Annotated in this window: 19 protein-coding genes; 4 read left to right on the plus strand and 15 right to left on the minus strand. The window is 69.1% G+C overall.

Annotated elements, in window-relative coordinates; translation table 11 throughout:
- Window positions 1-163: 163 nt before the first annotated feature.
- From ACK1X7_RS21945 to ACK1X7_RS21955, 3 genes are read right to left on the minus strand one after another with little or no spacing between them, the layout of a single operon-like run.
- Window positions 164-592, minus strand: coding sequence for an arsenate reductase ArsC (locus tag ACK1X7_RS21945; protein WP_385144699.1), 429 nt, complete (start codon window positions 590-592; stop codon window positions 164-166).
- Window positions 585-1,709, minus strand: coding sequence for an ACR3 family arsenite efflux transporter (arsB, locus tag ACK1X7_RS21950; RefSeq protein ID WP_413115541.1), 1,125 nt, complete (start codon window positions 1,707-1,709; stop codon window positions 585-587). Before arsB ends, ACK1X7_RS21945 begins: the two co-directional genes overlap by 8 nt.
- Window positions 1,709-2,107, minus strand: a complete 399-nt coding sequence (locus ACK1X7_RS21955) for an ArsR/SmtB family transcription factor (protein ID WP_385144703.1) — start codon at window positions 2,105-2,107, stop codon at window positions 1,709-1,711. The genes arsB and ACK1X7_RS21955 overlap by 1 nt, the downstream gene beginning before the upstream one ends.
- A gap of 80 nt (window positions 2,108-2,187) precedes the next feature.
- Here ACK1X7_RS21955 and ACK1X7_RS21960 point away from each other — a divergent pair, with 80 nt between their 5' ends.
- Window positions 2,188-2,655 (plus strand): ArsI/CadI family heavy metal resistance metalloenzyme, encoded by a 468-nt coding sequence (locus ACK1X7_RS21960; RefSeq protein WP_385144705.1) that lies wholly within the window; start codon window positions 2,188-2,190, stop codon window positions 2,653-2,655.
- A 197-nt stretch (window positions 2,656-2,852) separates the two neighbouring features.
- Window positions 2,853-3,908 (plus strand): hypothetical protein, encoded by a 1,056-nt coding sequence (locus ACK1X7_RS21965; protein ID WP_413115542.1) that lies wholly within the window; start codon window positions 2,853-2,855, stop codon window positions 3,906-3,908.
- 75 nt (window positions 3,909-3,983) lie between these two features.
- On the opposite strand, the gene ACK1X7_RS21970 is transcribed toward ACK1X7_RS21965, so the two are convergent.
- On the minus strand, window positions 3,984-4,556 hold the full coding sequence (locus ACK1X7_RS21970) for a helix-turn-helix domain-containing protein (RefSeq protein ID WP_385144709.1): 573 nt from the start codon (window positions 4,554-4,556) through the stop codon (window positions 3,984-3,986).
- A gap of 186 nt (window positions 4,557-4,742) precedes the next feature.
- Here ACK1X7_RS21970 and ACK1X7_RS21975 point away from each other — a divergent pair, with 186 nt between their 5' ends.
- Entirely contained in the window at window positions 4,743-5,729 is a 987-nt protein-coding gene (locus ACK1X7_RS21975; RefSeq protein WP_390792191.1) for an alpha/beta fold hydrolase, read from the plus strand.
- A gap of 28 nt (window positions 5,730-5,757) precedes the next feature.
- Here ACK1X7_RS21975 and ACK1X7_RS21980 read toward each other — a convergent pair whose 3' ends face one another.
- The 6 genes from ACK1X7_RS21980 to ACK1X7_RS22005 form a co-directional block, all read right to left on the minus strand.
- Window positions 5,758-7,626, minus strand: coding sequence for a phosphocholine-specific phospholipase C (locus ACK1X7_RS21980; protein WP_413115543.1), 1,869 nt, complete (start codon window positions 7,624-7,626; stop codon window positions 5,758-5,760).
- Window positions 7,627-7,630: 4 nt separating this feature from the next.
- Window positions 7,631-8,326: an HAD family hydrolase gene (locus ACK1X7_RS21985; RefSeq protein ID WP_390792192.1), complete on the minus strand. Its 696-nt coding sequence runs from the start codon at window positions 8,324-8,326 to the stop codon at window positions 7,631-7,633.
- A 155-nt stretch (window positions 8,327-8,481) separates the two neighbouring features.
- Window positions 8,482-9,609, minus strand: coding sequence for an ABC transporter ATP-binding protein (locus tag ACK1X7_RS21990; RefSeq protein WP_385144718.1), 1,128 nt, complete (start codon window positions 9,607-9,609; stop codon window positions 8,482-8,484).
- Complete coding sequence (locus tag ACK1X7_RS21995; RefSeq protein ID WP_413115544.1) at window positions 9,606-10,433, minus strand: ABC transporter permease; 828 nt, start codon at window positions 10,431-10,433, stop codon at window positions 9,606-9,608. Before ACK1X7_RS21995 ends, ACK1X7_RS21990 begins: the two co-directional genes overlap by 4 nt.
- Entirely contained in the window at window positions 10,421-11,347 is a 927-nt protein-coding gene (locus tag ACK1X7_RS22000; protein ID WP_413115545.1) for an ABC transporter permease, read from the minus strand. Before ACK1X7_RS22000 ends, ACK1X7_RS21995 begins: the two co-directional genes overlap by 13 nt.
- On the minus strand, window positions 11,344-12,423 hold the full coding sequence (locus ACK1X7_RS22005) for an ABC transporter substrate-binding protein (RefSeq protein WP_385144724.1): 1,080 nt from the start codon (window positions 12,421-12,423) through the stop codon (window positions 11,344-11,346). The genes ACK1X7_RS22000 and ACK1X7_RS22005 overlap by 4 nt, the downstream gene beginning before the upstream one ends.
- Before the next feature lie 295 nt (window positions 12,424-12,718).
- Between ACK1X7_RS22005 and ACK1X7_RS22010 the strand changes: the two genes are divergently transcribed.
- A complete protein-coding gene (locus tag ACK1X7_RS22010) occupies window positions 12,719-13,477 on the plus strand; it encodes a GntR family transcriptional regulator (RefSeq protein ID WP_361513839.1) in 759 nt (252 codons plus the stop codon).
- A 61-nt stretch (window positions 13,478-13,538) separates the two neighbouring features.
- Here ACK1X7_RS22010 and ACK1X7_RS22015 read toward each other — a convergent pair whose 3' ends face one another.
- The 5 genes from ACK1X7_RS22015 to ACK1X7_RS22035 all read right to left on the minus strand — a co-directional run bounded on the left by ACK1X7_RS22015 (window position 13,539) and on the right by ACK1X7_RS22035 (window position 22,974).
- Window positions 13,539-17,081 (minus strand): indolepyruvate ferredoxin oxidoreductase family protein, encoded by a 3,543-nt coding sequence (locus ACK1X7_RS22015; protein ID WP_413115546.1) that lies wholly within the window; start codon window positions 17,079-17,081, stop codon window positions 13,539-13,541.
- A gap of 6 nt (window positions 17,082-17,087) precedes the next feature.
- Window positions 17,088-17,660, minus strand: coding sequence for a cysteine hydrolase family protein (locus ACK1X7_RS22020; RefSeq protein WP_385143183.1), 573 nt, complete (start codon window positions 17,658-17,660; stop codon window positions 17,088-17,090).
- A complete protein-coding gene (locus ACK1X7_RS22025) occupies window positions 17,657-19,024 on the minus strand; it encodes an MFS transporter (RefSeq protein ID WP_385143186.1) in 1,368 nt (455 codons plus the stop codon). The genes ACK1X7_RS22020 and ACK1X7_RS22025 overlap by 4 nt, the downstream gene beginning before the upstream one ends.
- A gap of 105 nt (window positions 19,025-19,129) precedes the next feature.
- Window positions 19,130-20,863: a hydantoinase B/oxoprolinase family protein gene (locus tag ACK1X7_RS22030; RefSeq protein WP_385143189.1), complete on the minus strand. Its 1,734-nt coding sequence runs from the start codon at window positions 20,861-20,863 to the stop codon at window positions 19,130-19,132.
- On the minus strand, window positions 20,860-22,974 hold the full coding sequence (locus tag ACK1X7_RS22035; RefSeq protein ID WP_413115547.1) for a hydantoinase/oxoprolinase family protein: 2,115 nt from the start codon (window positions 22,972-22,974) through the stop codon (window positions 20,860-20,862). Before ACK1X7_RS22035 ends, ACK1X7_RS22030 begins: the two co-directional genes overlap by 4 nt.
- Window positions 22,975-23,056 lie beyond the last annotated feature (82 nt).

Raw genomic sequence — 23,056 nt, forward strand, 5'->3', positions numbered from 1 at the left:
CGGCGAGGCCCCGCACATCGCGGTGGGCATGGAGGGCGCTCCCGGCGCACAGAACGACGGCAAGCCGGCGGGCGGCGGCGGGCACCGCGGCGGGTACGGCAACAGCCCCGGCACGGACTCCTGGCCAGGCTGGCCGATGGAGGCGTACGGGACCTGGGGCGGGTCACCCACGGCCTCCGGCAGTGAGTTCACCGACGAGGCCCTGAATGCGAGCCCGGATCTCGTCGCGGATGGGCCGTATCGCCGCAACACCCTGCCCGGCCGGATCGTCGAGCTTCCAGTCGAGGTAGGTCTTGCCGGGGAAGTAGGGGCAGGCGTCGCCGCAGCCCATGGTGATGACCACGTCCGAGGCTTGCACGGCTTCGGCGGTCAGCACCTTCGGGATCTCTGCCGCGATGTCGATGCCGACTTCCGCCATGGCTTCCACCACGGCGGGGTTGACGTGCTCGGCCGGTGCCGAACCGGCGGAGCGGACTTCGACGCGGTTGCCCGCGAGGTGGGTGAGGAAGGCGGCGGCCATCTGGGAGCGGCCCGCGTTGTGGACACAGACGAACAGCACGGACGGCTTCGGCGAGGGCTTGGGGTCAGACACGGGCGGAACCTTCCTGGGCGGACGCGTGCTCGGCGGTCATGGCGGTGGGCTGGGGGAAGTGGCGGCGCGCGGCCAGTGCCACGTAGACGAGGCCGATCAGCACGGGAACCTCGATGAGCGGGCCGACGACTCCGGCCAGGGCCTGCCCGGAGGAGGCGCCGAACGTCGCGATGGCGACGGCGATGGCGAGTTCGAAGTTGTTGCCCGCGGCGGTGAACGCCAGTGTCGTTGAGCGCGGATAGTCCAGTCCCACGGCCTTGCCCAGTGCCATGGACCCAGCCCACATCACGGCGAAGTAGACCAGCAGCGGCAGCGCGATCCGCGCCACGTCCATCGGCTGTGAGGTGATCGCGTCGCCCTGGAGGGCGAACAGGACGACGATCGTGAACAGCAGCCCGTACAGGGCGAACGGGCCGATGCGCGGGGTGAACTTGGTCTCGTACCAGGTCCGGCCCTTGGCCCTCTCGCCGAGGCGCCGGGTGAGGAACCCGGCTACCAGGGGGATGCCGAGGAAGATCAGCACGCTGCGGGCGATCTCCCACACGCCGATATCGAGACCGGTCTGTTCCAGGCCGAGCCGGCCGGGCAGCACGGTGAGGTAGAACCAGCCGAGCGCGGAGAAGGCGATCACCTGGAAGACGGAGTTCAGGGCGACGAGGACGGCGGCGGCTTCGCGGTCGCCGCAGGCCAGGTCGTTCCAGATGAGGACCATGGCGATACAGCGGGCCAGTCCGACGATGATCAGGCCCGTCCGGTACTCCGGCAGGTCCGGCAGGAGGAGCCAGGCGAGCGCGAACATGACCGCCGGGCCCAGGACCCAGTTCAGCACGAGCGAGGAGACCAGCAGGCGCCGATCCCCGGTGACGGTGTCGAGGCGGTCGTAGCGGACCTTGGCCAGCACCGGATACATCATCACCAGCAGGCCCAGCGCGATGGGCAGCGAGACGCCGGTGACGGTCACCTTCGCCAGGGCGTCGCCCAGGCCGGGAACGAGCCGCCCCAGGCCGAGGCCGGCCGCCATCGCCAGCAGGATCCACACCGCGAGGAAGCGATCCACGAACGACAGACGCGCGGCGACCGGAGCGGCCGAGGACGCCGGCACGGCGTCGGCGGCCATCAGGCGTCCCCCGCCGTTCCAGCGGGCTCGGGCAGAAGCTGCCCGGCGGGGCGGGTGAGGATCCCGGCGAGCCGGTCGGTCATCTCCGGCAGCAGCCAGTAGTAGACCCAGGTGCCACGGCGCTCGCAGTCGATCAGCCCGGCCTGCCGCAGCAGCTTCAGATGATGGGAGATCGTCGGCTGCGACAGATCGAAGGCGGGAGTGAGGTCACATACGCACACCTCGCCCCCGGCCCGGGAAGCGATCATCGACAGCAGCCGCAGCCGGATCGGATCGCCCAGCGCCTTGAATACCTTCGCCAGCTCGATGGACTGTGCCTCGTCCAGGGGAGCGGTGAGCAGTCCCGGGCAGCAGCCGTCGGCGTCCTGGCCGAGCACCGCAAGCTCTTGTTTCGACATTCTTCTATGTTGACGTTTTTCGATCCAAGGCGCAATGTTGCATCGAAGAGCATCGATACAACCCGATGGGAGTCCTCGTCATGTCTCGTGTGCAGCTCGCCCTGAACGTGCCCGACCTCGACGCTTCGGTGGCGTTCTACTCCAAGCTCTTCGGCGTGGAGCCCGCCAAGCGCCGCCCCGGATACGCCAACTTCGCGATCACCGAGCCGCCGCTGAAGCTCGTCCTGATCGAGGGCGAGGCGGAGCAGGAGACGCGGCTGGATCACCTCGGCGTCGAGGTGACGTCCACCGACCAGGTCACCGCCGCCACCGACCGCCTGAAGGACGCGGGGCTCGCCACCTTCGAGGAGAACGACACCTCCTGCTGCTACGCCCTCCAGGACAAGGTCTGGGTCCACGGCCCCGGCAAGGAGCCCTGGGAGGTCTACGTCGTCAAGGGCGACGCCGACCAGATGGGCAAGAGCGCGGCACTCGACACCGCCGACGTCTGCTGCACCAACGAGCCCGCGACGACAGAGGACGCCATGAGCAGCGGACGCCGAGCCTGACAACAAGCCGCGGAGGCGCCCCCTCATGGCCGACGCGTCGGAGGGGGAAGGACTGGACCCGTTTGGCGGCACACCAGGTGAGGGCGCGATCACCTGTAGTTAGAAAGAGAACGTCATCTTGCCATCCCGGTTGACCAGCATGCCCGCTGGGTGCCGGTGATGCGCCGCTTCACTCCAGCGCTGAGGAAGGCGTAGCGATGAGGTTCATTTCGCGGTCCGGCGCCATGACCGTCGCGGTGGGTGCGGGACTCTCCCTCGCGGTCCTGCCCACCGGGTCGGCCAGTGCCGCCGACGACATTCAGGTGCGGTGCAACGACATCCCCGGCCTGGTGGCCGCGATCAACCAGGCCAACACCAACGGTGGTCGCATCACCCTCGCGCCCCGCTGCACCTACACACTGACCACACCGGACAACCCGGACGATGGGCTCCCGGAGATCACCGGGGACGTGACCATCTCCGGCAACGGCTCCACCATCCGACGCGATCCGGACGCCACGGAAGACTTCCGCATCTTCCACGTCGTGTCCGGTGGCACCCTCACCCTGAAGTCGCTCACGGTCAGCGGTGGGGTCAGCGGCGGCTCCGGCGGCGGAGCCCTCAACGAGCAGGGCACGCTGAACCTGAACGACGCCGCCTTCAAGGACAACTTCGCGGTTACCGGCGGCGGCGTCTCCAACGACGGCGGGGAGCTCAACCTCGACCGCACCGCCGTCGAGCGCAACCGCGCAGCCAACTTCGGCGGCGGAGTCCTCAACACCGGTGACGGCACAACGACGATGAAGCGCGGCTCCCTGCTCAAGAACCGGGCGGTCACCAGCAATGGTGGCGGATTTGAGAACCAACTGGGTACCGCGTCCCTGGAGTCCGTATCGATCAGGGGCAACACCGGCATCGAGGGTGGCGGCATCCGCAACGTGAACGCCTCCACCCTGAACCTGAAGTCGACCACTCTCAAGGACAACATCGCGGTGAGAGGCGCGGGCCTCTCAAACCTCACCACCACCTTCGGCACCGCCACCGCCACCCTGGTCGACAGCCTGGTCACCCGCAACACGGCGATCACCGCCGGCGGCGGCATCGACAACCAAGCGGGTCAGGTGACGCTCACCAACACCAAGGTCATCGACAACACCCCGGACAACTGCGCCCCCGAAGGCAGCGTCCCCGGCTGCACCAACCCCACCACCACCGTTGACCCGCCCTCCGCTCAAGGGCTCCAGTCCGACAAGGACGTCAAAGACCCCGAGTAAGCCACCCACCACAATGACCAAGAAGGGCGGGCCCCACTCCGGGTCCCGCCCTTCTGCGCGCCGTGTCAGGCGTTCTCAGACGTCCGTGATGTGAACTCGTTCGCCTTGCTGCCCGTAGAGCACGATGGTCTCCGCCGGCATATCGTCCCGAGCGTTGCCGATCCAGTGCGGGGCGTTCGTATCGAACTCCGCCGCTTCGCCCGCCGCCAGTTCCGTCCGGGTACCGGTGAGGACCAGGTGGACCGCCCCATGGAGGACGTAGAACCATTCCCGGCCCGGATGCTGATGAAATTTCGGCGGTGGGAGTCGCGAAACCGGGGGATAGATCACCTTGTACGCCTGCAAGCCACCTGTTTTCATCCCCAGCGGCACGAATGTCAGCCCATGTTTGCGAAAGGGGCGCAAGTGGACCCGCGGATCGGCGGTGGTCGGCGCGGCAACCAGTTCATCGAGCGGCACGGCGTAGGCGCGGGCAAGCGGCAATAGCTGTTCCAGAGTCGGACGAATGTGTCCGCGTTCGAGCCGCGAGATGGTGCTCGGCGTGAGCCCTGTGCGTTCCGCCAGATCGGTGAGAGTGACGCCGAGAGCCTTGCGGAAGCCCCGCAGCCTCGGACCGACGTTCTGCAATACGGCTTCGTCTTCCGTCACTGGCCGGCTCCTCCACACGGGATCGACGCGGATCCACTCGGGGCGGTTTTTGCAATCCTGCAAAAAAGTATACGGAACCGCAAGGCCGCACCTGAAGATCGCGACATGAACCTGATTCGAAACCACAGGCGCCCTCCCCGCCGGCGCCTCCTCCTCGGAGCCGGCGCGCTGACCCTCTCACTCGCCGTGGGCAGTACTGCCGGGTGCGATGGGCACGACGGGGCCGTCGCATCAGCTCCCGCTACCGCCTCGACGGCCGGGCCGGCGGCTTCGTACGACGCCGCGACGAAGCATGACGCGGAGTTCAACGCGACGTTCAAGCACAAGTTCTCGACCGTCCGCGGTGTGCGCATGCACTACGTCACCGGCGGTAAGGGCCCGGCACTGGTGCTGCTGCACGGCTGGCCGCAGACGTGGTACGAGTGGCGGAAGATCATGCCGGCTCTCGCCGAGCATCACACCGTCTACGCGCTCGATCTCCCCGGCCTCGGCGACAGCAAGGGAAGCCCGGAGAGCTTCGACAAAAAGACCCTGGCCCGTTATGTCCACGGTCTCCTGCGTGACCAGATCGGACTCGACAGATTCGACCTGGTCGCACACGACCTCGGCGGTGGCGTCGGATTCCAGTACGTCTCGCAGTTCCCCGGCCAGGTGAACTCCTACGTACACATGGACTATCCGCTCCCCGGGCGGAAGCTTCCCGCCGCGCAGTACCGGACCTTCTCCTGGCACATGGCCTTCAACAGTCAGCAGGCGATCCCCGAGAAACTCGTCGACAACCCGAGCGATGTGCGCGAGTACCTCACGGCCTTCTATCCGCAAGTCGCCTACGGCGGAACGTCATTCGGCGGAAAGAGGACACGGTCCCCCTTCACCGAAGCGGAAATCAACGAGTACGTCCGCACCTACAGCCGCCCGGACGTACTGCACGCGGGATTCGAGCTCTACCGAAGCCTGGACAAAGACGAACGTGACAACACCGCGGCCGCCCGTGTCAACACCCCCGCCCTCCTCCTCACGGCAACCGGCTCACTCGCCTCCACCCGACCCACCCTGACGCCGACGCTGCGCAACATCACACGCGCGGTCGAGATTCCCAAGTCGGGCCACTGGCTCGCGGAAGAAAACCCCGGGGCCGTAGCGCGTGAGATCCTCTCGTTCATCGGCAAGTGACGCCGCGGCCAAGGGGTCTCCTACAGGGTCAGATGGTTCCCGGGTGGAGCGTCCCCGCGTATCGGTGGGTGAAGCCGGTGCCGTCGTCGGCGGTGATGGTGATGTCGTAGTGTCCGTCGTTCGCGGGCCATTCCACGGTGAGCTGTTGGCGCGGGCCGACCGGCTGGGTGCGAGCCTTGCCGCCGAAGTCGTTCGGGGTGAGCGTGAAGCACACGGCGGTTGCGCCGTCGTTGGCCAGTAGCAATTCGATGGACGCGTTGTCCGGGTCGCCGCCGGGCAGGGCGGCCGCGGCTCTGGGGGTGGCGTTCTCGGAGTGGGCGAGGCCCGCGACCGTCCCCGCGAAGCGGCGGACGAAGCCATCGGGGCCGTGGACGGTGAAGTCGTAGGCGCCGGCGGTGCGTACCGCGTCCCATACGTAGGCGGCCGTGGTGTGCGGGGCGACGGTGAACGGTGTTCCGGCGAACGGCCGGGCGATGTTGGGGAAGACCGTGAAGGGGAAGGCCGCCGTTCCCTCGTTGGCGAGTGTGCAGGTCACCTTGGAGGTGGCGCGGTCCACGGCGATATCGGCCCAGGGGCGGTACGGCAGTGGCCGGTGCGGGCGTGGGCCGCCCGGCTCCTGGGTCGGCATGATCTGGGCGCCCGGCGCGGGGAGTTCCACCGGCGGCAGTTCCATCGCCGCGTCGGCCCGCTCCATCAGCGCGCCGGTGTCCGGCAGTACGGGGACCGAGAAGTCGGGCCGGGTGAAGTCGAAGCAGGTGGTGAGGTCACCGCACACGGCGCGGCGCCACGCTGAGATGTTGGGCTCCCGTACGCCGGTGACGACCTCCAGGAAACGCAGTACGGAGGTGTGGTCGAAGACCTGGGAGTTGACCCAGCCGCCGCGTGACCACGGCGATATCACCCACAGCGGGACGCGGTTGCCCAGCCCGATCGGCTGACCGTCCACGAACTCCTCGGGTGTTCCCGCGGGCGGGAAGGGCGGCACCATGTGGTCGAAGTAGCCGTCGTTCTCGTCGTACATGACGAGGAAAACGGTGTGCTTCCAGATCTCGGGGTTCGCGAACACCGACTGGAGAGCGGTGTTGACCCAGTGGGCGCCGTAGGCCGGGCTGGCGGCCGGATGCTCGCAGAACAGATAGGGCGAGACCAGCCAGGACACCGTCGGCAGCGTGCCGTCCTCGCAGTGCGCGTCGAATGCCGACAGGTCCCATTTCGTCATCGCGTCGAGGTAGCGCGGGTCGTCCTTGTCGAAGGTGTGGAACTGGCTGAAGTACTCCAGGGCGTTGTCCTCGTAGTTGCCGTCACGCTCGTCCAGGCCGGGGGTGTGGTAGACGCGCCAGGAGACGCCGGCGGCCGACAAGCGCTCCGCGTAGGTGGTCCAGTCACAGACCGGGCTTTCGGGCAGCGGGGTGTTGTCGATCCATGGACCCGTCGTGCCGTCGCGGCCCGGTCCGACCGTGCCGGTCCACAGGTAGAGGCGGTTGGGGCTGGTGGGGCCGACCAGTGAGCAGAAATACGCGTCGCACAGTGTGAAGGCGTCGGCCAGCGCGTACTGGTAGGGGATGTCCGCACGGGTGAGGTAGCCCATGCTCTGCTCGCCCTTGGCGGACGTCCAGCGGTTCATCGCGCCGTTGTTGATGGCCTCGTGACCGCTCTCCCAGTCGTGTGGCAGGCCGTCGGCGTTCTGCGCGTCGAACTTCGAGGAGTCCATGCGGTAGGGCAGCAGATATCCGCCGTCGGGCCGGGCCGGGGCGGGCTGGCGGAAGACGCTGTCGCCGTTCGGGAACGTCAGGGCCTGGCGGTCGTCGAAGCCGCGCACGCCGTTCAACGTGCCGAAGTAGTGGTCGAAGCTGCGGTTCTCCTGCATCAGGATCACCACGTGCCGGATGTCGTCCATGGTGTCAGTCCCCTTGTGCCGAAGTGACGAGGAAGGCGAGCAGGGCCAGGTCGACACGGTCCAGCGAATCGAGAACGGTGCGGTTGGCCGCGGGCCGGATCGGCACGGTGGAGGGAACGGCCAGCACCGGGCACCCGGCGGCCTCGGCCGCGGCGACACCCGTGGGCGTGTCCTCGACGACGAGGCACCTACGCGGTTCGACGCCCAGGGCGGCGGCAGCGGTGAGATAGGGGTCGGGCGCCGGCTTGCTGCGGACGGTGTCCTCGACGGCGACGGTCAGCGCGAACCGGTCCGCGCCGAGCACCCTGTGCACAAGGTCGACGACCTGGCGCGACGAAGCGGAGACGATCGCCGCGGGCACGGCGGCCGTGACCAGTTCGTCCAGCAGGCGCGGTACGCCCGGGAGCGGGATGACCTCGTCGGCGACCCGGGCGGCGAACGCGGTGTCCAGCTCCTCGGCGAGCGCCCCGATGCCGGGGGCTGCCGGGGCGCCGGTGCGGTGCAGATGAGCGGCGGTGTACGCGGCGGGGCGGCCCAGTACATGAGGCATGTCCGCGTCGGTCAGCGGCCGCCCCGTCCTGGCGGCGATCTGTTCCACTGTGGCGCACCACAGCCGTTCGGTGTCGACGAGCGTGCCGTCCATGTCGAACAGGACGGCGGCGGGAAGGCCGGGCGCCGCGATGCGTTGGTTCAGGTTCAAGGTCAGTCTTCTCCGGTTCGGGGCGAGCGGGCGAATGGGCGAACGCATGGGCTCTCCGCGTCCGTTGGCGGGCGGTTAGGTGGGTCGATACGCAGCGACCGTGTCATTGGGCCGGGTGTCGGTGGGCGTCGTCGGCCCCCTCCGGGGCCGCCGTTTCACCGGCGGCGGTCCACCAGAACAGGGCGGTCCGGCAGGGTCAGCGTGACCGCCGCACCGACCGGGAGCGTGGTCATGGCATGGGTCGGCACATCGGTCGTCACATCGCCGCCGTCGGCCGGCCGCACGGTCAGCCGCGTCGTCGCGCCCAGGAACGCCGCCCCCACGATCCGGGACGTGCCCTGTGCGTCCGCCGCGATCTCGACCGCCTCCGGCCGTACCAGTACGTCCACCTCGCCCGGTCCATGGGCGACCGCGGCGGCGCCCGGCAGGCTCCGATGGACCGGCAGTGTGCGGCCGAGCACGTCCACGGTCCCGTCCTTCGCCCCGGCCCGGGCCGGGATCCGGCTCATCACGCCGACGAACTCCGCGACGAACGCGGTCACCGGGCGTGCGTACAGCTCCGCCGGAGGCGCACACTGCTCCAGTCTCCCGGCACGCATCACCGCGACCCGGTCGGCCATGGAGAGGGCCTCTTCCTGATCGTGGGTCACGAACAGGGTGGTGATGCCCAGGCTCTGCTGGAGACGGCGAATCTCCTCACGGAGGGTCAGGCGTACGCGTGCGTCCAGCGCCGACAGTGGCTCATCGAGCAGCAGCACGCGTGGCCGCAGTGCCAGGGCCCGCGCCAGGGCGATCCGCTGCTGCTGGCCTCCGGAGAGTTGATGCGGGAAGCGGCCGGCGTGCTGCTCCAGTCCGACCAGCTCCAGGAGTTCGGCGGCGCGAGCCCGCCGCGCGGCCTTGCCGACACCGCTCATCCGCAGCCCGAAGGCGACGTTGTCGATGGCGGTCAGGTGTGGAAAGAGGCTGTAGGACTGGAACACCATCCCCACATCGCGGCGGTGCGCGGGGACGCCGGTGATGTCCTCGCCGTCCACGAGCACCGTGCCCGAGTCGGGTCTCTCGAATCCGGCGAGGGTCCGCAGTGCGGTGGTCTTGCCGCAACCGGACGGGCCGAGCAGTGCCACGAACTCGCCCGGCTCGACGGTCAGGTCCAGGCCGTCCAGCGCGGTCGTGGCGCCGAAGGAGCGGCGCAGCCCACGGAACTCGACGCTGGTACCGGTCCGAGTCCCGGTCCCGGTCCCGGTCCGGCTGATGGCTTCGCGTTCGACGGTCAGGTTGGTCATGGGGTCTCCTTGGGATGGCGAGCGCGTCCGGCGGCGGCGATGAGCAGCAGCAGCACCCAGGTGACGAGCAGCCCCAGAACCGAGACGGCCACCGACATCTGGGCCTGCGAGCCGCTGGTGGCGAGGATCCACACGGCGAACGGCTGGTAGCCGAGGATCGCGGCAACGCTGTACTCGCCGAGCACCAGCGCAAGGGTCAGGAACGCCGTATTGAGCAGCGCCCCGCGCAGGTTGGGCAGCACCACCTGGAACAGGGTGCGATGCCATGGCGCCCGGCAGGCCAGCGCGGCCTCCACGAGCAGGCGCAGGTCGATGGCGGCGAGCCCGGTGTCGAGGGTGCGGTACGCCAGGGGCAGCGCCATCAGCGTGTACGCGAGAACCAGGACCAGGGGGAAGCGCGGGTTCTGGAGCGCGACCAGGGCCTGGAAGACCGGGGTGCCGACGAAATGGTCCGATCCCCAGCGCAGCACCGCGCTGACCCCGGCGACCAGGGCGACAGCGGGTACGACCAGCGGCAGCAGGCACACGATCTCGACGAGTGTGCGCAGACGTGGCGCGGCCAGCCGTACCGTGACCAGAGCGGGCACCAGCAGACCCAGCACGAGCGCGATGGTGGCCGCGGCCAGTTTCAGGGTCAGTACGAGGCTGTCGGCGAAGCCGCCGGCGCTGAAGATGCCGGTGTAGGCATCGATGCCGATGCGCTGACCCGGGACGCCCGCGCCGATACTGAAGGCGATGGCGCAGGTGAGCGGGATAAGGAAGTAGGCGCCGGTGATCAGCAGCACGGCGGCGCGCCCGTATCGGATCGTGGTCAGGCGAGCCATGTGGCGCTCCTGCGCTGGAGTGGCACCTGGACGGCCACGACGAGCCCCGCGACCAGCACCATGTCGACGCCGAGCGCGAGCGCGACGTTGCCCTGGCCGACCAGGACGTTCCCGGACAAGGCGTCCGCGATCTGCATGGTGACCAGCGGTACCGAACTGCCGACCATCGCCGCGGCGGTCGCGTAGGCGCTGAACGCGGAGCCGAACAGCAGCACAGAGCCGCCGAGCAGCGATGGCATGAGGATCGGCAGCGCGATATGCGTCCAGTACCGGAAGGTGTTCGCGCCGTTGTTACGGGCGGCCTCCTGCCACTGCCGCCGCAGTCCCTCCAGAGCCGGGGTGAGCGTGAGCACCATGAGCGGAATGAGGAAGTAGAGGTAGACCAAGGTCAGGCCCCAGAAGCCGTACAGGCTCCAGCCGTGGCCGAGCAGGTGGAATCGGCTGGTCAGGACTCCGGCGTTGCCGAGCGTCGCCACGAACGCGAACGCGAGCGGCACACCGCCGAAGTTCGCCAGTACGCCCGACCCGGCCAGGACCGCCTCGCGCAGGGCGCGGAACCGCGAGGTCACGACCGCGTGGGCGATCGGCAGGCCGGCCACGGTGGCGATCAGCGCCGAGACGGCGGAGAGCTTGACGCTGCCGATCAACGAGGTCAGATAGGGGCCGTGCAGCGAGGCGCTCATGTTCGCGCCGGTGAGGCGGGCCCCTCCCGGCTCGGACTCCGGTGTGGTGAGAGCGCCGTACACCATCGTCCCGAGCACCAGGCCGAACACCACGGCGGCGAAGGCGAGCAGCGGTGCGGCACCGAGCCAGCCCGCCACGCGCCGAACGCGCCACCGTGCCGCCACAGGGCGGGCCTTGCTGCCGTAGGAGCGGGTCGGAGTGTCGCCCCCGGCGGTCTGGATGGCGCTCATCCGGCGACTGCCTTGGCCCAGCCCTGGACGACTGCCTGCTTGGCCTCGCTGATCTGGCCCTCGGTCGGGAAGGCGACCGTGCCCTTGCCGGGCGCCTGCGCGAGTTTGGCGGCGAGGGGCGCGTCGAGGGTCCCCGACTTCCGCATCGCCGGCATCAGCACGGGGCGGGCATGGCCCTTGAGCCACAGGTTCTGGCCCTCGGGGCTGTACAGGAACTCCTGCCACAGGCGGGCCGCGGCCGGGTGCGGTGCCCACTTCACGATGGCCTGCGAGTAGTACTCGGCGTACGCGCCGTCGGACGGGATGCTGACCTTCCAGTCGACGCCCTTGCCGCGGAGGTCGTCCGCATAGCCGGTGTTGAGGTAGTCCCAGGTGATGCTGATCGGCGTCTCGCCCTTCTGAATGGTCGCGGGGCTCGACTCGACCGGGTTGAAGTTGCCGGCCTTCTTCAGATGGGAGAAGAAGTCGAGGCCGGGCTTGATGTCGTCGAAGGACCCCTTCCGGGCGAGGGCCGAGGCGTACACGGCGCCGAAGGCCGAACTGGACTTCGTCGGGTTGCCGGTCAGCGCGATCTGGCCCTTGTACCGGGGATTCAGCAGCTCGGCGAAGGTCCGGGGACACTTCTTGACGCGTCCGGCGTCGCAGCCGATCGAGACATAGCCGCCGAAGTCGTTGTACCAGCGGGCCTGGGCGTCCTTCTGCGGCTTCGGGATCTGGTCGAACGCGCTGACCCGGTACGGCGCCAGCACGTTCTGCCCGGCCGCGCCGATGGCGAAGGCGCTGCCCACGTCGAGAACGTCGGGAGACCGGTCCTGGCCCTTGCGGGAGGTGGCCGCGGTGATCTCGTCCTGGCTGGAGGCGTCGGGGTTCTCGACCTCGACCTCGATCCCGTACTTCTTCTCGAAGGTGTCGATGATCTCGCCGTAGTTCGCCCAGTCACGGGGAAGGGCGATGGCGTTCAACTTGCCCTCCTTCTTCGCGGCCGTGACCAGGGCGTCCATGCCGCCGAAGTCCTTTGCCGAGGTGGCGGTCGCGGCCTTGCCGCCGCTGCCGCTGCCCCCATTCGTGCTGGTCATGCCGCATGCGCTGAGTACGAGCGCGGAGACGACGAGGGAGCAGGCAAGGCCCGCCGAACGAACGCGATGCTGTCTCACTGGTTCTCCTGAGGTACCGAAGTTGGCTATACAACTTCAGCCATTACTCAGTAGGGTGGTGTCAGGGAGATGAACGCCCGCACACGGCCGCCCGACCTTCGCGGGAAGAAGCCATCCGCCGGCGGGCAGGTGATCCCCGGTCACTCCGCCGAGCGACCGGGAAGCGGATAGGGTCACGCCGGAGCGGCGATGGCGGCCGAGGGAGAAGGAGAGCGACATGGCGGGCACGGACGGCAGAACGACCGGAGCCCGATACCGACGGCTGGCCGCCGACCTGCGCGAGGCCATCGCTTCGGGCGCCTTCGGCTCGGACGGCCGGCTGCCCAGCGAGGAGCAACTCGCCCAGCAGTACGGCGTATCACGCGGCACCGTCCGTCAGGCGCTGGCCGTGCTGCGCGCCAACGGGCTGGTCACCTCCCGCCGTGGCACGCGGCGCGTGGTGCTGGGCACCGCGCGCACGCAAAGCTTCATGGAGCTGATGAGCTTCACTCTCTGGGCGCGCTCGCTCGGAGAGGAGCCGGGCGGTCGCACGATCGACATCACCAGGTGTACAGCCAACCCCTTGGAGCGCGAGCAACTCGGCCTCGCGCCCGGGGCGGAGATCTACCGGGTGCTGCGGCTGCGGACGCTGTCGCGTGTCCCCATCATGATCGAGCGGACCATCTATGTGGAGCACGTCGGTGCCATGATCGCCCGCCTTGAGCCCGAGGCGATCTCCCACCTCGAGCCGCTGACGGAGCAGGGGGTGGTGTTCGCCGATGCCGAACACACCGTCGACCTCGTCTATGCCGACGCCGAGGACGCGGAGCTGCTCGGCTGCGAGGAGGGCGCGCCGCTGATGCGGGAGCGTCGGCGGGCGACGGACCCGGCGGGCACGCCCTTGGAATGGTCGGAGGACCGCTACCTTCCGGGCACGGTTTCCTTCACCGTGCACAACTCCGTGGCCTCGACGGCGCTGTCGCGACGCCGAGCCTGACCGTGCGCGGAAGGGGGCGGCGGCGCCGGTGCCGCTGGTGCGCGAAACCGGCGGCGCCTGTTCAGCGGCACATCGGCGCCTCCTGGGCCGGTGCGGGCCGCAGCTTCTCCAGGAGCTCGGACCGCCGCCGGTGGTAGGTGTCGATGTTGTCCAGCTTGATCTGCTCGTAGCCGCGCACCATGTCGGGGAGTTCCGCCAGTTCCACCACGGCGTCGAGATCTGCGGCGGGCCGTGCGGTGGACAGGGCTTCCAGGATGGTGTCGCGGTACTGCTGGATCAGCGCGCGCTCGACGCGGCGCAGGTGCGCGTAGCCGAAGAGGTCCAGGCGTGTTCCGCGGACCTTGCGCATCGCGCGGAGGGTCCGGAACACCGGGCGGAACCAGGGGCCCAGGCTGATCTTCCGTTTCATGCCGAGTGCCCTGAGCACCGGAGGATGCAGCCGGTAGGAGTACCGTGCCCCGCTACCGAACCGGGCCTCGATGTCCTGGGTCAGCGTCTGCTCGAGGGAGAGTCTGGCGACCTCGTACTCGTCCTTGTAGGCCATGAGCTTGTAGAGGTTGCGGGCCACCGCCTCGGTGACCGCGGTGGAGGTCCGCTCGTGGCGGCGGACCCGCTCGACGAACTCCGCGTACTGGCCCGCGTACCGCACATCCTGGTAGGCGATGAGGTCCGGCACCCGGATGTCCAGCAGACGTGCCAGTTCGGAGCCGGGCTCCGCGCCGACCATCGCCCGCACCCGCCCGGCGGCCGGGTGAACCCGCCCGGCTGCGGCCGTAGCCGTGGCGGACGGGCCGGGCGTGGCGGCGGCTGTGAACGCCTCGGGGTCGTCGATGAGCTGACGGCCCCGCCGGAATGCCTGAAGGTTGCGTCGCACAGCCGTGCCGTTCAGCGTGATGGCGCGCTCGATGGCCTCCGCGGTCAGCGGGAGCGCTCCGGTCTGGAAGGCGGCGCCGAGCTGGAGGACGTTGGCGTACTGGTCGTCGTCGAACAGCGCCTCCGCCAGCGCGCGGGCGTCCAGATACACGGCATGCGCGCTGGCCGCGTCGATGGCCGAGCGGATACGGCCCTCCTCGGGGAAGGTGACCGTGGGGTCGATGATCATCCGGCCGGTGGGGATCTCGGTCGTGCAGACCACCGCGGTCGTCCGGCCGGGGTCGGCCGCCGCCAGGTACTGCGCATCGGCGCCCACGAGAGCGTCGCAGGCCAGGTAGAGATCGCATTCGGCGGTGGCGAGTTTCGCCGCCTGCTCCACCACCTCTGATGTGATCTTGATGTCCGACACCACGGCGCCGCCCTTCTGCGCCAGCCCCGTCTGGTCGAGGGTGCGCACCTGCTTGCCATCGATCACCGCGGCGGTGGCGAGGACCTGGGCGACGGTGACCACGCCGGTGCCGCCCACGCCCGTGATGCGCACCGTGAAGTCCTCGCGGACGGACCGCCGCTCAGGCGCCGGCAGCGCTTCGGCGGCCAGGTCGGGCAGCTCCCGGCGGCGCCCGGGACGCCCGGGGCGCCCGGGGCGCCCGGGGACGACGGTCAGGAAGGACGGGCAGTCACCGTCGAGGCAGGAGTAATCCAGGTTGCACGAGGACTGGTTGATCTCCGTCTTACGGCCGAATTCCGTGGTCACCGGATGGACGGACAGGCAGTTGGACTTCGTACCGCAGTCCCCGCACCCCTCGCAGACCCGCTCGTTGATCACCACCTTGGTGTCGGGGGTGGCCGCCTTGCCGCGGCGGCGCTTCCGCCGCTTCTCGGCCGCGCACTCCTGATCGTGGATGAGCACGGTGACCCCGGGTATGGCGGCCAGTTCCTCCTGTGTGCCCAGGAGCCGGTCGCGATGGCGTACCTCAACTCCCTTCGGAAGCCCGGCCCTGCGCAGCCGCTCCGGGGCGTCGCTGGTGATGACCACCTTCGCCACCCCCTCCAGGAGCAGCAGCGCGGCCAGCCGGTCGACGGGGAGACCGCCGACCGCCTCCTGACCGCCGGTCATCGCGACGGCCGAGTTGTACAAGAGCTTGAAGGTGATATTGACCCCGGCGGCGACGGCCGCCCGTACCGCGAGGCTGCCGGAGTGCGTGAACGTGCCGTCGCCGATGTTCTGCACGAAGTGCTCGTCGCCGACGAACGGGGCCATCCCGATCCACTGGGCGCCCTCACCGCCCATCTGGGTCAGCCCGACCACGTTCCCCACCTGCGCGGGATCCATGAACACGGCCATGGTGTGGCAGCCGATACCGGCTCCCACCAGCGAGCCGCCGGGAACCTTCGTCGATGAGTTGTGTGGACAGCCGGAGCAGAAATACGGCGTCCGGGTCAGCAGGGGCAGGGAGATCCGTTCCCCGCGGCGCCTCGTCCGCCAGGCGCTGACGGAGCCGATCTCCCCGTGCGCGGTCAGGCGGCGGGCGAGCCCGGCCGCGATCACCTCGGGACCCAGTTCCCCGATCTCGCTGAAGAGCGTCGCACCGTCCGGACCGGCCTTGCCGTACACGGCGGGCGCGCCGGGCACTCCGTAGAGGATGTCCTTGATGGCCGCCTCGATGAAGGACCGCTTCTCCTCCACCACGATGATCTCGGTGAGTCCACCGGCGAACTCCCTGATGATGGTGGGCTCCAAGGGGTGGATCGCACCGAGCTTGAGCAACCGGATCCCGTAACGCGCCAGGTCCCTCTCGTCGAGTCCCAGGTCGCGCAGCGCCTGCCGGAGATCCAGGTACGGCTTCCCCGCCGCCACGATGCCGACCCGGTCGGCGGAGGTGCCGCTGATCAAACGGTTGACGCCGCTGGCACGGATGTATTCGGCGGCGAGCGGCAGCCGCACGGTGTACAGGCTGCGTTCCAGCGCGGCGAGGCTGCTGCCCAGCAGATGGGCGCTCGGACGATGGCCGTACGGACTGGCGCCGCCGCGTGGGGCCAGGACCGGAGGGCGCCAGCCGGGGTCGACGGTCGCGGTGCCGGCCGCGTCCGCCACGTTGGTGACCACCTTCATCGCGGCCCAGACGCCACTGGCCCGGGACAGTTCCACGGCATGAAGCCCGTAATCCAGGATGTCCTGCGTATCCGCCGGGTAGAACACCGGCAACGCCAGATCCGCCAAGGCGCGTTCGGACGCGCACGGCACCGTCGAGGACTTGGCCACCGGATCATCACCGACGAGCGCGAGCACACCGCTGATGCCCGGGACACCCACCAGGTTGGCGTGCCGGAAGGCGTCGGCCGCGCGGTCCAGCCCCGGGGACTTGCCATACCAGAGCCCGACCACCCCGTCCGGCCCCATACGGCCCGCCTCGCCCGCCAGTTGGCTGCCCATCACCGATGTCGCCGCCAGCTCCTCATTCAGCCCCGGCTGATGGGAGATGGCATGCTCGGTCAGCAACGCGGAGCGTCGCGCCAACTCCAGATCGAAGCCGGCCAAGGGCGAGCCCTCGTACCCCGAAACGAAGGCCGCCGTATCCCGTCCCAACCGCCGGTCATGCCTGATCCGGTCGAAGAGGACACGCACCAGAGCCTGGACGCCGGTGAGATAGACCGTCCCCCGCTCCCTCAGATAACGGTCGTCGAGCGTGAAACCACCATCCGTCGCCGCCTGGACAACCGCTGCGGACATCGAAAATCACCCAACTTCCGCGAGCCAGGAACCCGCTGTCATCACCCGCGCGCCTCGTGCGGGGAAAATCCGCTCCATGAAGAAGTCATGGACGTCCGCCTCGGCATCCGCGCAGGCGTCGCTCAGGACGGTGGCCCGGTAGTCGCGGTCCAGGGCGTCGTAGAGCGTTCCCGCGACCATGGCGCTGGTCGCCACTCCGGTCAGCGCGATCGTTTCGATGCGCCGGGCGCGCAGCACCAGGTCGAGTTCCGTTCCGGCGAAAGCACTGGTGCGGCGCTTGGTGATGACGACATCCTCCGCCTGTGGCGCCAACCCCGGAATGATGTCCGTCTCCCCGGATCCCTCATGGAACAGCGGGCCGGCTTGGTGAAACGCCGTGAACAGGTCGTTGTTCGCCGAGACATCGACTCCCGATACCCGCAGTTCCGTGCGGACGAGGACAACGAGGATGCCGCGCGCACGAGCGGCACTTACCAAAGACTGTATGGCAGGTAGGGGCGCCCGGCTGAATGGGTAGTTCGCCAGAATGCCTGTCTGCATATCACCGACGATCAGTGCGGTGTCGGTACGGCCGGTCACCCGATCTTCTCCGTTTCATGGGCCTGGGACAGTGGTTCCTGGGCGGTCGACTGCTCCGCCTTGCGCCCGGCCGTCAGCAGGATCACCAATCCGGCGGTGAGCATGAGGGCGATGACCAGGAGGGCGTAGCTGAAGTCGCCGGTGGCATCCGCGATGGCGCCGGTCATATAGGGGCCGACGAATCCACTGACATTGCTCACCGAGTTGATCAGCGCGATACCGGAGGCGGCGGCGGCGCCGGTCAGGCACAGCGGCGGCAGTCGCCAGAATTGCGCCATGGCGGTGTAGACACCGGAGACGCTGATACAGAACGCCGCGATGAACAGGACGTCTTGGTGGGTGAAGGTGGCCAGCAGCAGACCCACGACGCCGAAGGCCAGGGGGATCGCCGTGGAGAACACCACGGACCGGCGGGCCGCCACCCTGGCCCAGGCGAGCATGGCGACGATGGCGATCGCCGACGGGATGGCGGCGAGCAGCACACTGCTGACATCCGAGATCGCGGAGGCGTTCCCGGTAAGGGTGGCGATCATCGTCGGCAGAAAGAAGGCGATGGGGTACAGACCGAAGACGATGGCGAAGAAGGCGAGGGCCAGCATCCACACTCGTCCGCTGGAAAGCGCCTGGCGCACCCCGGTGAGCGCGCCATGTGCGTTCTGCCGGGCGTCCTCCAGGGCGAGTTGACGCTGGATGGCGTCCTTCTCCTGGCTGGTCAGCCATTTGGCGTCGGCGGGCCGGTCCGGCAGAAAGCTGAAGACGAGAATTCCGGCCAGAACGGTGAAGAGGCCCTCGACGAGGAACAACGACCGCCACCCCTCGTACCCGGTGAGCTGTTCACCCCAGGACAGCATGGCAGCGGCGAGGGGCGATCCCACGATGCCGGACAGCGGAATCATGATGAAGAAGACCGACATGGCCCAGACCCGCTGTCTCCTGGGGAACCAGAAGGTCAGATACAGCAGGATTCCGGCGGCCAGCCCGGCCTCCGCGAAACCCAGCAGGATTCTCATGATGTAGAGCTGGCCGACGCTCTCCACGGCCGCGGTTCCCATGGTGACAATGCCCCAGGAGACAAGGATTCGGGTGATCCATTTCCGCGCCCCGAATCGGCGCAGCATCATATTGCTGGGGATTTCCACGAGAATGTAGCCGATGAAGAACAGGCCGGAGGCCAGGCCCATCTGTCCGGCAGTGATGCCGAGACTTTTGCCGAGCGACTGTGCCACATAGCCGAGATTGGCACGGTCGATATAGCTCATCACGTAGGCGAGGCCGATGAGCGGGATGATGCGGATGCCTACTTTGCGCCATACAGGACGCATGTCATCGTCTGTCTTTGTCAGGGCGGCGGTGACCTCGGCCATGACGGGATCCTCTCGGTGAGCGGGGTCCGCGGGTGGTGAGGTGGGAGGTGGCTTGGGAGGTGGCTTGGGAGGTGGAGACGGGGACGCGGCGGGGACGGGGCGGTGCTAATGGCGCCCGGCGGCGCGCCGTCGCTGTGTTGCCGCCGTGTCGATCGCGCCGTCGGGGGTGACGACGACTCCGTAGTCGCGGCTCGCTCCGGAGGCGGTGACCTTTCCGTCGAGCACGTCCTGGAGGACACGGTCGGGGTCGCGGGTGAAGGGGTCCCCATGGCCGCCTCCGCCGGCGGTGACATGCCGATGGCGGTCGCCGGAGGCGAGATCGCGGACGACCTTGGCGGGGAGTTCCAGCTCCTCGGGGGTGCCCAGGTTGAGGATGTTGGACGACGCCGTGCCCTGCGCTCCTCCCTGGAGACCGTAGGGCAGGTGGGTGCGCCGGTCGGAGCGGATCTGCACCGAGACGTTGGGGGCGAGGACCGTCATATCGCGGAAGGTCGACAGTCCGCCGCGCCATCGGCCCGGGCCGCCGGTGTCGGGCAGATAGCCGTAGCCGTCGATGCGCACATGGCCGGACTGCTCGAGTTCCTCCACCGGTACGTTGGCCAGGTTGGCGCCGAGCGGGCTCACGCCGTCCACACCGTCGCGGTCGGGACGGGCTCCCCAGGCCCCGCACAGGATGTCCCACAGGACGTTGGTGGTTCCGTCCTGCCCGGTGATGCCGATGGCCACGGAGTCGGGGCCGCCGTCGCCCGCGGCCGGGACCCGGTCGGGGAAGACGGGGGCCAGCGCGCCGAGGACGGTGTCGATGATGCGGTAGGCGACCAGGCCCCGGGCGCCGCGGGCCGAGGGCCTTCGGCCGCTCAGGATGGATGCCTCGGGGATCGTGAACGTGAGGGGCCGGTAGAAGCCGCTGTTGGCCGGGATGTCGGAGCCGAGGGCGCCCTGGATGGCCGCGTAGGAGGCGGACCGGGTGAAGGACTCGGTGGCGTTGAGCGCCGAGGCGACCTGGGGGGAGGAGCCGGTGAAGTCCAGGTGCAGGCGGTCCCCGGTGATGGTGACGGTGACGCGGAAGGGGATGGGCGGCGAACCCATGCCGTCGTCGTCGATGAAGTCCTCGAACGCGTAGGCACCGTCGGGGGCCTTTGCGAGGGCGGCGCGCAGCAGCGTCTCGGAGTAGTCGAGGAGTTCCTCGTTCAACGCGGCCAGCCCGTCGATACCGTGGCGTTCGGCCAGTTCCTTCAGCCCTTCCCCGCCCGCGTGACACGCGGCGAGCTGGGCTTCCAGGTCGCCACGCAGTAGCTCGGGCTCGCGTACGTTTCGCAGGATGAGCGCGAGGAAGGTCTCGTTGAGCGTGCCCGCGTCGCACAGCCGGGAAGGCGGTATCTGTACGCCTTCCGCGAAGATGCTGGTGGACTGCACCGCCATGGATCCCGCGGCCCAGCCGCCCACGTCGACGTGGTTGACGACGGTGACCGAGTAGCCGATCAGCTCCTGCCCGGAGGTGAACACCGGGGCGATGGCGAAGATGTCGGGCAGATGCATACCGCCCAGGTCGGGATCGTTGAGAAGGTAGACATCGCCCGGGCGGACGGAGTCGCCGAAGCTCTCCAGCACGGCGCTCATGGCCTCGGGAATGGAGCCGAGGTGCACCGGACAGGTGTTGGCCTGTGCGATCACCCGTCCGGAGGCGTCGCACAGCGCGGCCGAGAAGTCCATGCTGGAGGCGACGATCTGGGAGTGCGCGGTGCGCAGAATGGTGATCGCCATTTCGTCCGCGAGTCCGGTGACCGCGTTCCGATAGACCTCGAACGTGGCGGCGTCGCTGATCGGGCGCGGGCTCATGAGGTGGCCTCCGGGGCTGTGTTCGTCCAGCGGATGACGATGTTGTTGAAGCGGTCGCGGTGGGCGGTGGCCGCCGGCGGTACGAGGGTGGTGGAGTCCATGTCCTCGATGACGAGGGGGCCTTGCCGGGGTTCCGGCGACAGCGCGGAGCGGGCGATCACCGGAGTCGGCTCGCTCTGGTCGAATCGGCACGCCCTGGTCGTTTCGGCGCCGGGCTCCGACGGCGGGAGGCTCAGAATCCGCTCGATGCTCACTGGATTGCGCACCCGCCCGCGGACGCGGAGGTTGACGATCTCCACCAGTTCGTCGGTGCCGGCGCGGCCGTAGGTGCGGTGGTGCTCGGCGTGGAACCGCTGCCGAGCGGAGGCCATCAGGCCGTCGTCCAGCGTCCCGCCCGGCACGGTGACGGACAGTTCGAATCGCTGACCGCGGTAGCGCATGTCGAGGATCCGCTGGACCTCGGTGTGCGCCGAGGGGTCGGCCTCCCGCAGGGCCTCGGTGACCTCCTTGGCCATACGGTCGAACTCGGCGCCGAGCAGGTCGAGTGCGTCGAGGTCGGCCCGGTAGGGCAGCACCGCCTGCCGTTCGGTGTCGGCGACGAGAAGTCCCAGACTGCTGAACAGCCCGGTGTGCACGGGGACGATGACGGTCTCGATGCCCAGCTCACGGGCGATGGCCGCGCCATAGAGCGGCCCGGCTCCGCCGAAGGCCACCATGACCGCCTCCCGCGGATCGCGACCGCGTTCGCTGGTGACGGCCTTGACCGCCTTGGTCATGCTGGACACGGCGACTTCGTAGGCTCCGCGCGCGGCCGCCGGGATGTCGACGCCGAGGTCCTCGGCCACCGGGGCGATGGCCCGCCGGGCGAGGTCCGGCTCGATGGTCACCCGCCCGCCGGCCAGGGCCTGCGAACTGAGGTAGCCCAGGACCACATTGGCGTCGGTCAGAGTGGGGCTGGTCCCTCCGTTGCCGTAGCAGGCGGGACCGGGCCGGGAGCCGGCGCTCTCCGGTCCGACCCGCAGGGATCCGGCGACGTCGGTGGAGATGACGCTGCCCCCGCCCGCGCCCACTTCGGCGATGTCGATGGAGGGCACGCGCAGCGCGTATCCCGCCCCCTTGCCCAGGCCGCGGGTGATGTTCATGCCCCCGCCGACCTCGTAGTCGCCCGCGACGAACGGCTCCCCGTTCTCGATGAGGGACGCCTTGGCCGTGGTGCCGCCCATGTCGAAGGCGACCACGGAGTCGAGGCCCATGAGCCGGGAGAGTTTCCGTACGGCGATGACACCGGCGGCGGGCCCCGACTCGATGATCTGCACCGGGCGCCCCACCACCGAGGGCGCGTCGAGGAGTCCACCGCTGGACTGCATGATCATCAGGGGCGCGGAGACGCCCGCTTCCCGCAGGCCCTCGCCGAGCGCCGTCACATAGTCATGGACCTGGGGCCCCACATAGCTGTTGACGACCGCGGTACTGGTGCGCTCGTACTCCTGCATCTGCGGGGTGATGTCGACGGAGGCGGTCACATAGCTGCCGGGCAGCAGGGCCCGCAGTTCGGCGACGACCCGGCGCTCCTCCTCGGGGCAGGCATAGGAGTTGATCAGACACACCGCCACCGCCTCGATGTCCGCGGCCCGGATCTCGCCCGCCACACGGGCCAGTTCGGCGGCGTCCGCCGGGGGCTCGAGACGGCCGTCGGCGGTGATGCGCTGGTCGATCTCATAGCGGTGACGCCGGGGAACGAGCGGGGTCGGCCGCTGCCAGGAGAGGTCGTACAGCAACGGGCGGCGCAGCCGGCCGAGTTCCAGCACGTCCCGGAATCCCCGCGTGGTCACCAGGGCGGTACGTGCGCCGCGCATCTCCAAAATGGCGTTGGTGGCCACCGTGGTGGCGTGCAGCATCGCCGTGACCCGGCTCGGGAGCACACTCGCCGCGGACAGCGCGGCCTGGGTTCCGCCGAGGACGCCGCTGCCGAAGTCCGGTGGTGTGGAGAGGACCTTCACGGGGACGACCCGGCCTCCGGGGCCCAGGGCGATGACATCGGTGAACGTCCCACCGATGTCGGCGGCGACGCGCCAGCTTCCGTCGAGGTCGGTCTTGGCAGGTCCTGGCACGTTCGGCTCCTTGAAAGGTGGCCCCTAGAGGGCTGCATCGCGCCGCCCCTCCGGCAGTTGCGATGACCCTAGGGGAGAACTG

This window comes from Streptomyces sp. CY-1 (genome assembly GCF_047218265.1).
GTDB lineage: Bacteria > Actinomycetota > Actinomycetes > Streptomycetales > Streptomycetaceae > Streptomyces > Streptomyces niphimycinicus.

Excerpts from the sequence above, each read along its gene's own strand:
- arsB (WP_413115541.1), bottom strand. The coding sequence starts at position 1,709 with ATGGCCGCCGACGCCGTGCCGGCGTCCTCGGCCGCTCCGGTCGCCGCG.
- ACK1X7_RS21955 (WP_385144703.1), bottom strand. The coding sequence starts at position 2,107 with ATGTCGAAACAAGAGCTTGCGGTGCTCGGCCAGGACGCCGACGGCTGC.
- ACK1X7_RS21960 (WP_385144705.1), top strand. The coding sequence starts at position 2,188 with ATGTCTCGTGTGCAGCTCGCCCTGAACGTGCCCGACCTCGACGCTTCG.
- ACK1X7_RS21965 (WP_413115542.1), top strand. The coding sequence starts at position 2,853 with ATGAGGTTCATTTCGCGGTCCGGCGCCATGACCGTCGCGGTGGGTGCG.
- ACK1X7_RS21980 (WP_413115543.1), bottom strand. The coding sequence starts at position 7,626 with ATGGACGACATCCGGCACGTGGTGATCCTGATGCAGGAGAACCGCAGC.
- ACK1X7_RS21990 (WP_385144718.1), bottom strand. The coding sequence starts at position 9,609 with ATGACCAACCTGACCGTCGAACGCGAAGCCATCAGCCGGACCGGGACC.
- ACK1X7_RS21995 (WP_413115544.1), bottom strand. The coding sequence starts at position 10,433 with ATGGCTCGCCTGACCACGATCCGATACGGGCGCGCCGCCGTGCTGCTG.
- ACK1X7_RS22000 (WP_413115545.1), bottom strand. The coding sequence starts at position 11,347 with ATGAGCGCCATCCAGACCGCCGGGGGCGACACTCCGACCCGCTCCTAC.
- ACK1X7_RS22005 (WP_385144724.1), bottom strand. The coding sequence starts at position 12,423 with ATGACCAGCACGAATGGGGGCAGCGGCAGCGGCGGCAAGGCCGCGACC.
- ACK1X7_RS22010 (WP_361513839.1), top strand. The coding sequence starts at position 12,719 with ATGGCGGGCACGGACGGCAGAACGACCGGAGCCCGATACCGACGGCTG.
- ACK1X7_RS22015 (WP_413115546.1), bottom strand. The coding sequence starts at position 17,081 with ATGTCCGCAGCGGTTGTCCAGGCGGCGACGGATGGTGGTTTCACGCTC.
- ACK1X7_RS22025 (WP_385143186.1), bottom strand. The coding sequence starts at position 19,024 with ATGGCCGAGGTCACCGCCGCCCTGACAAAGACAGACGATGACATGCGT.
- ACK1X7_RS22030 (WP_385143189.1), bottom strand. The coding sequence starts at position 20,863 with ATGAGCCCGCGCCCGATCAGCGACGCCGCCACGTTCGAGGTCTATCGG.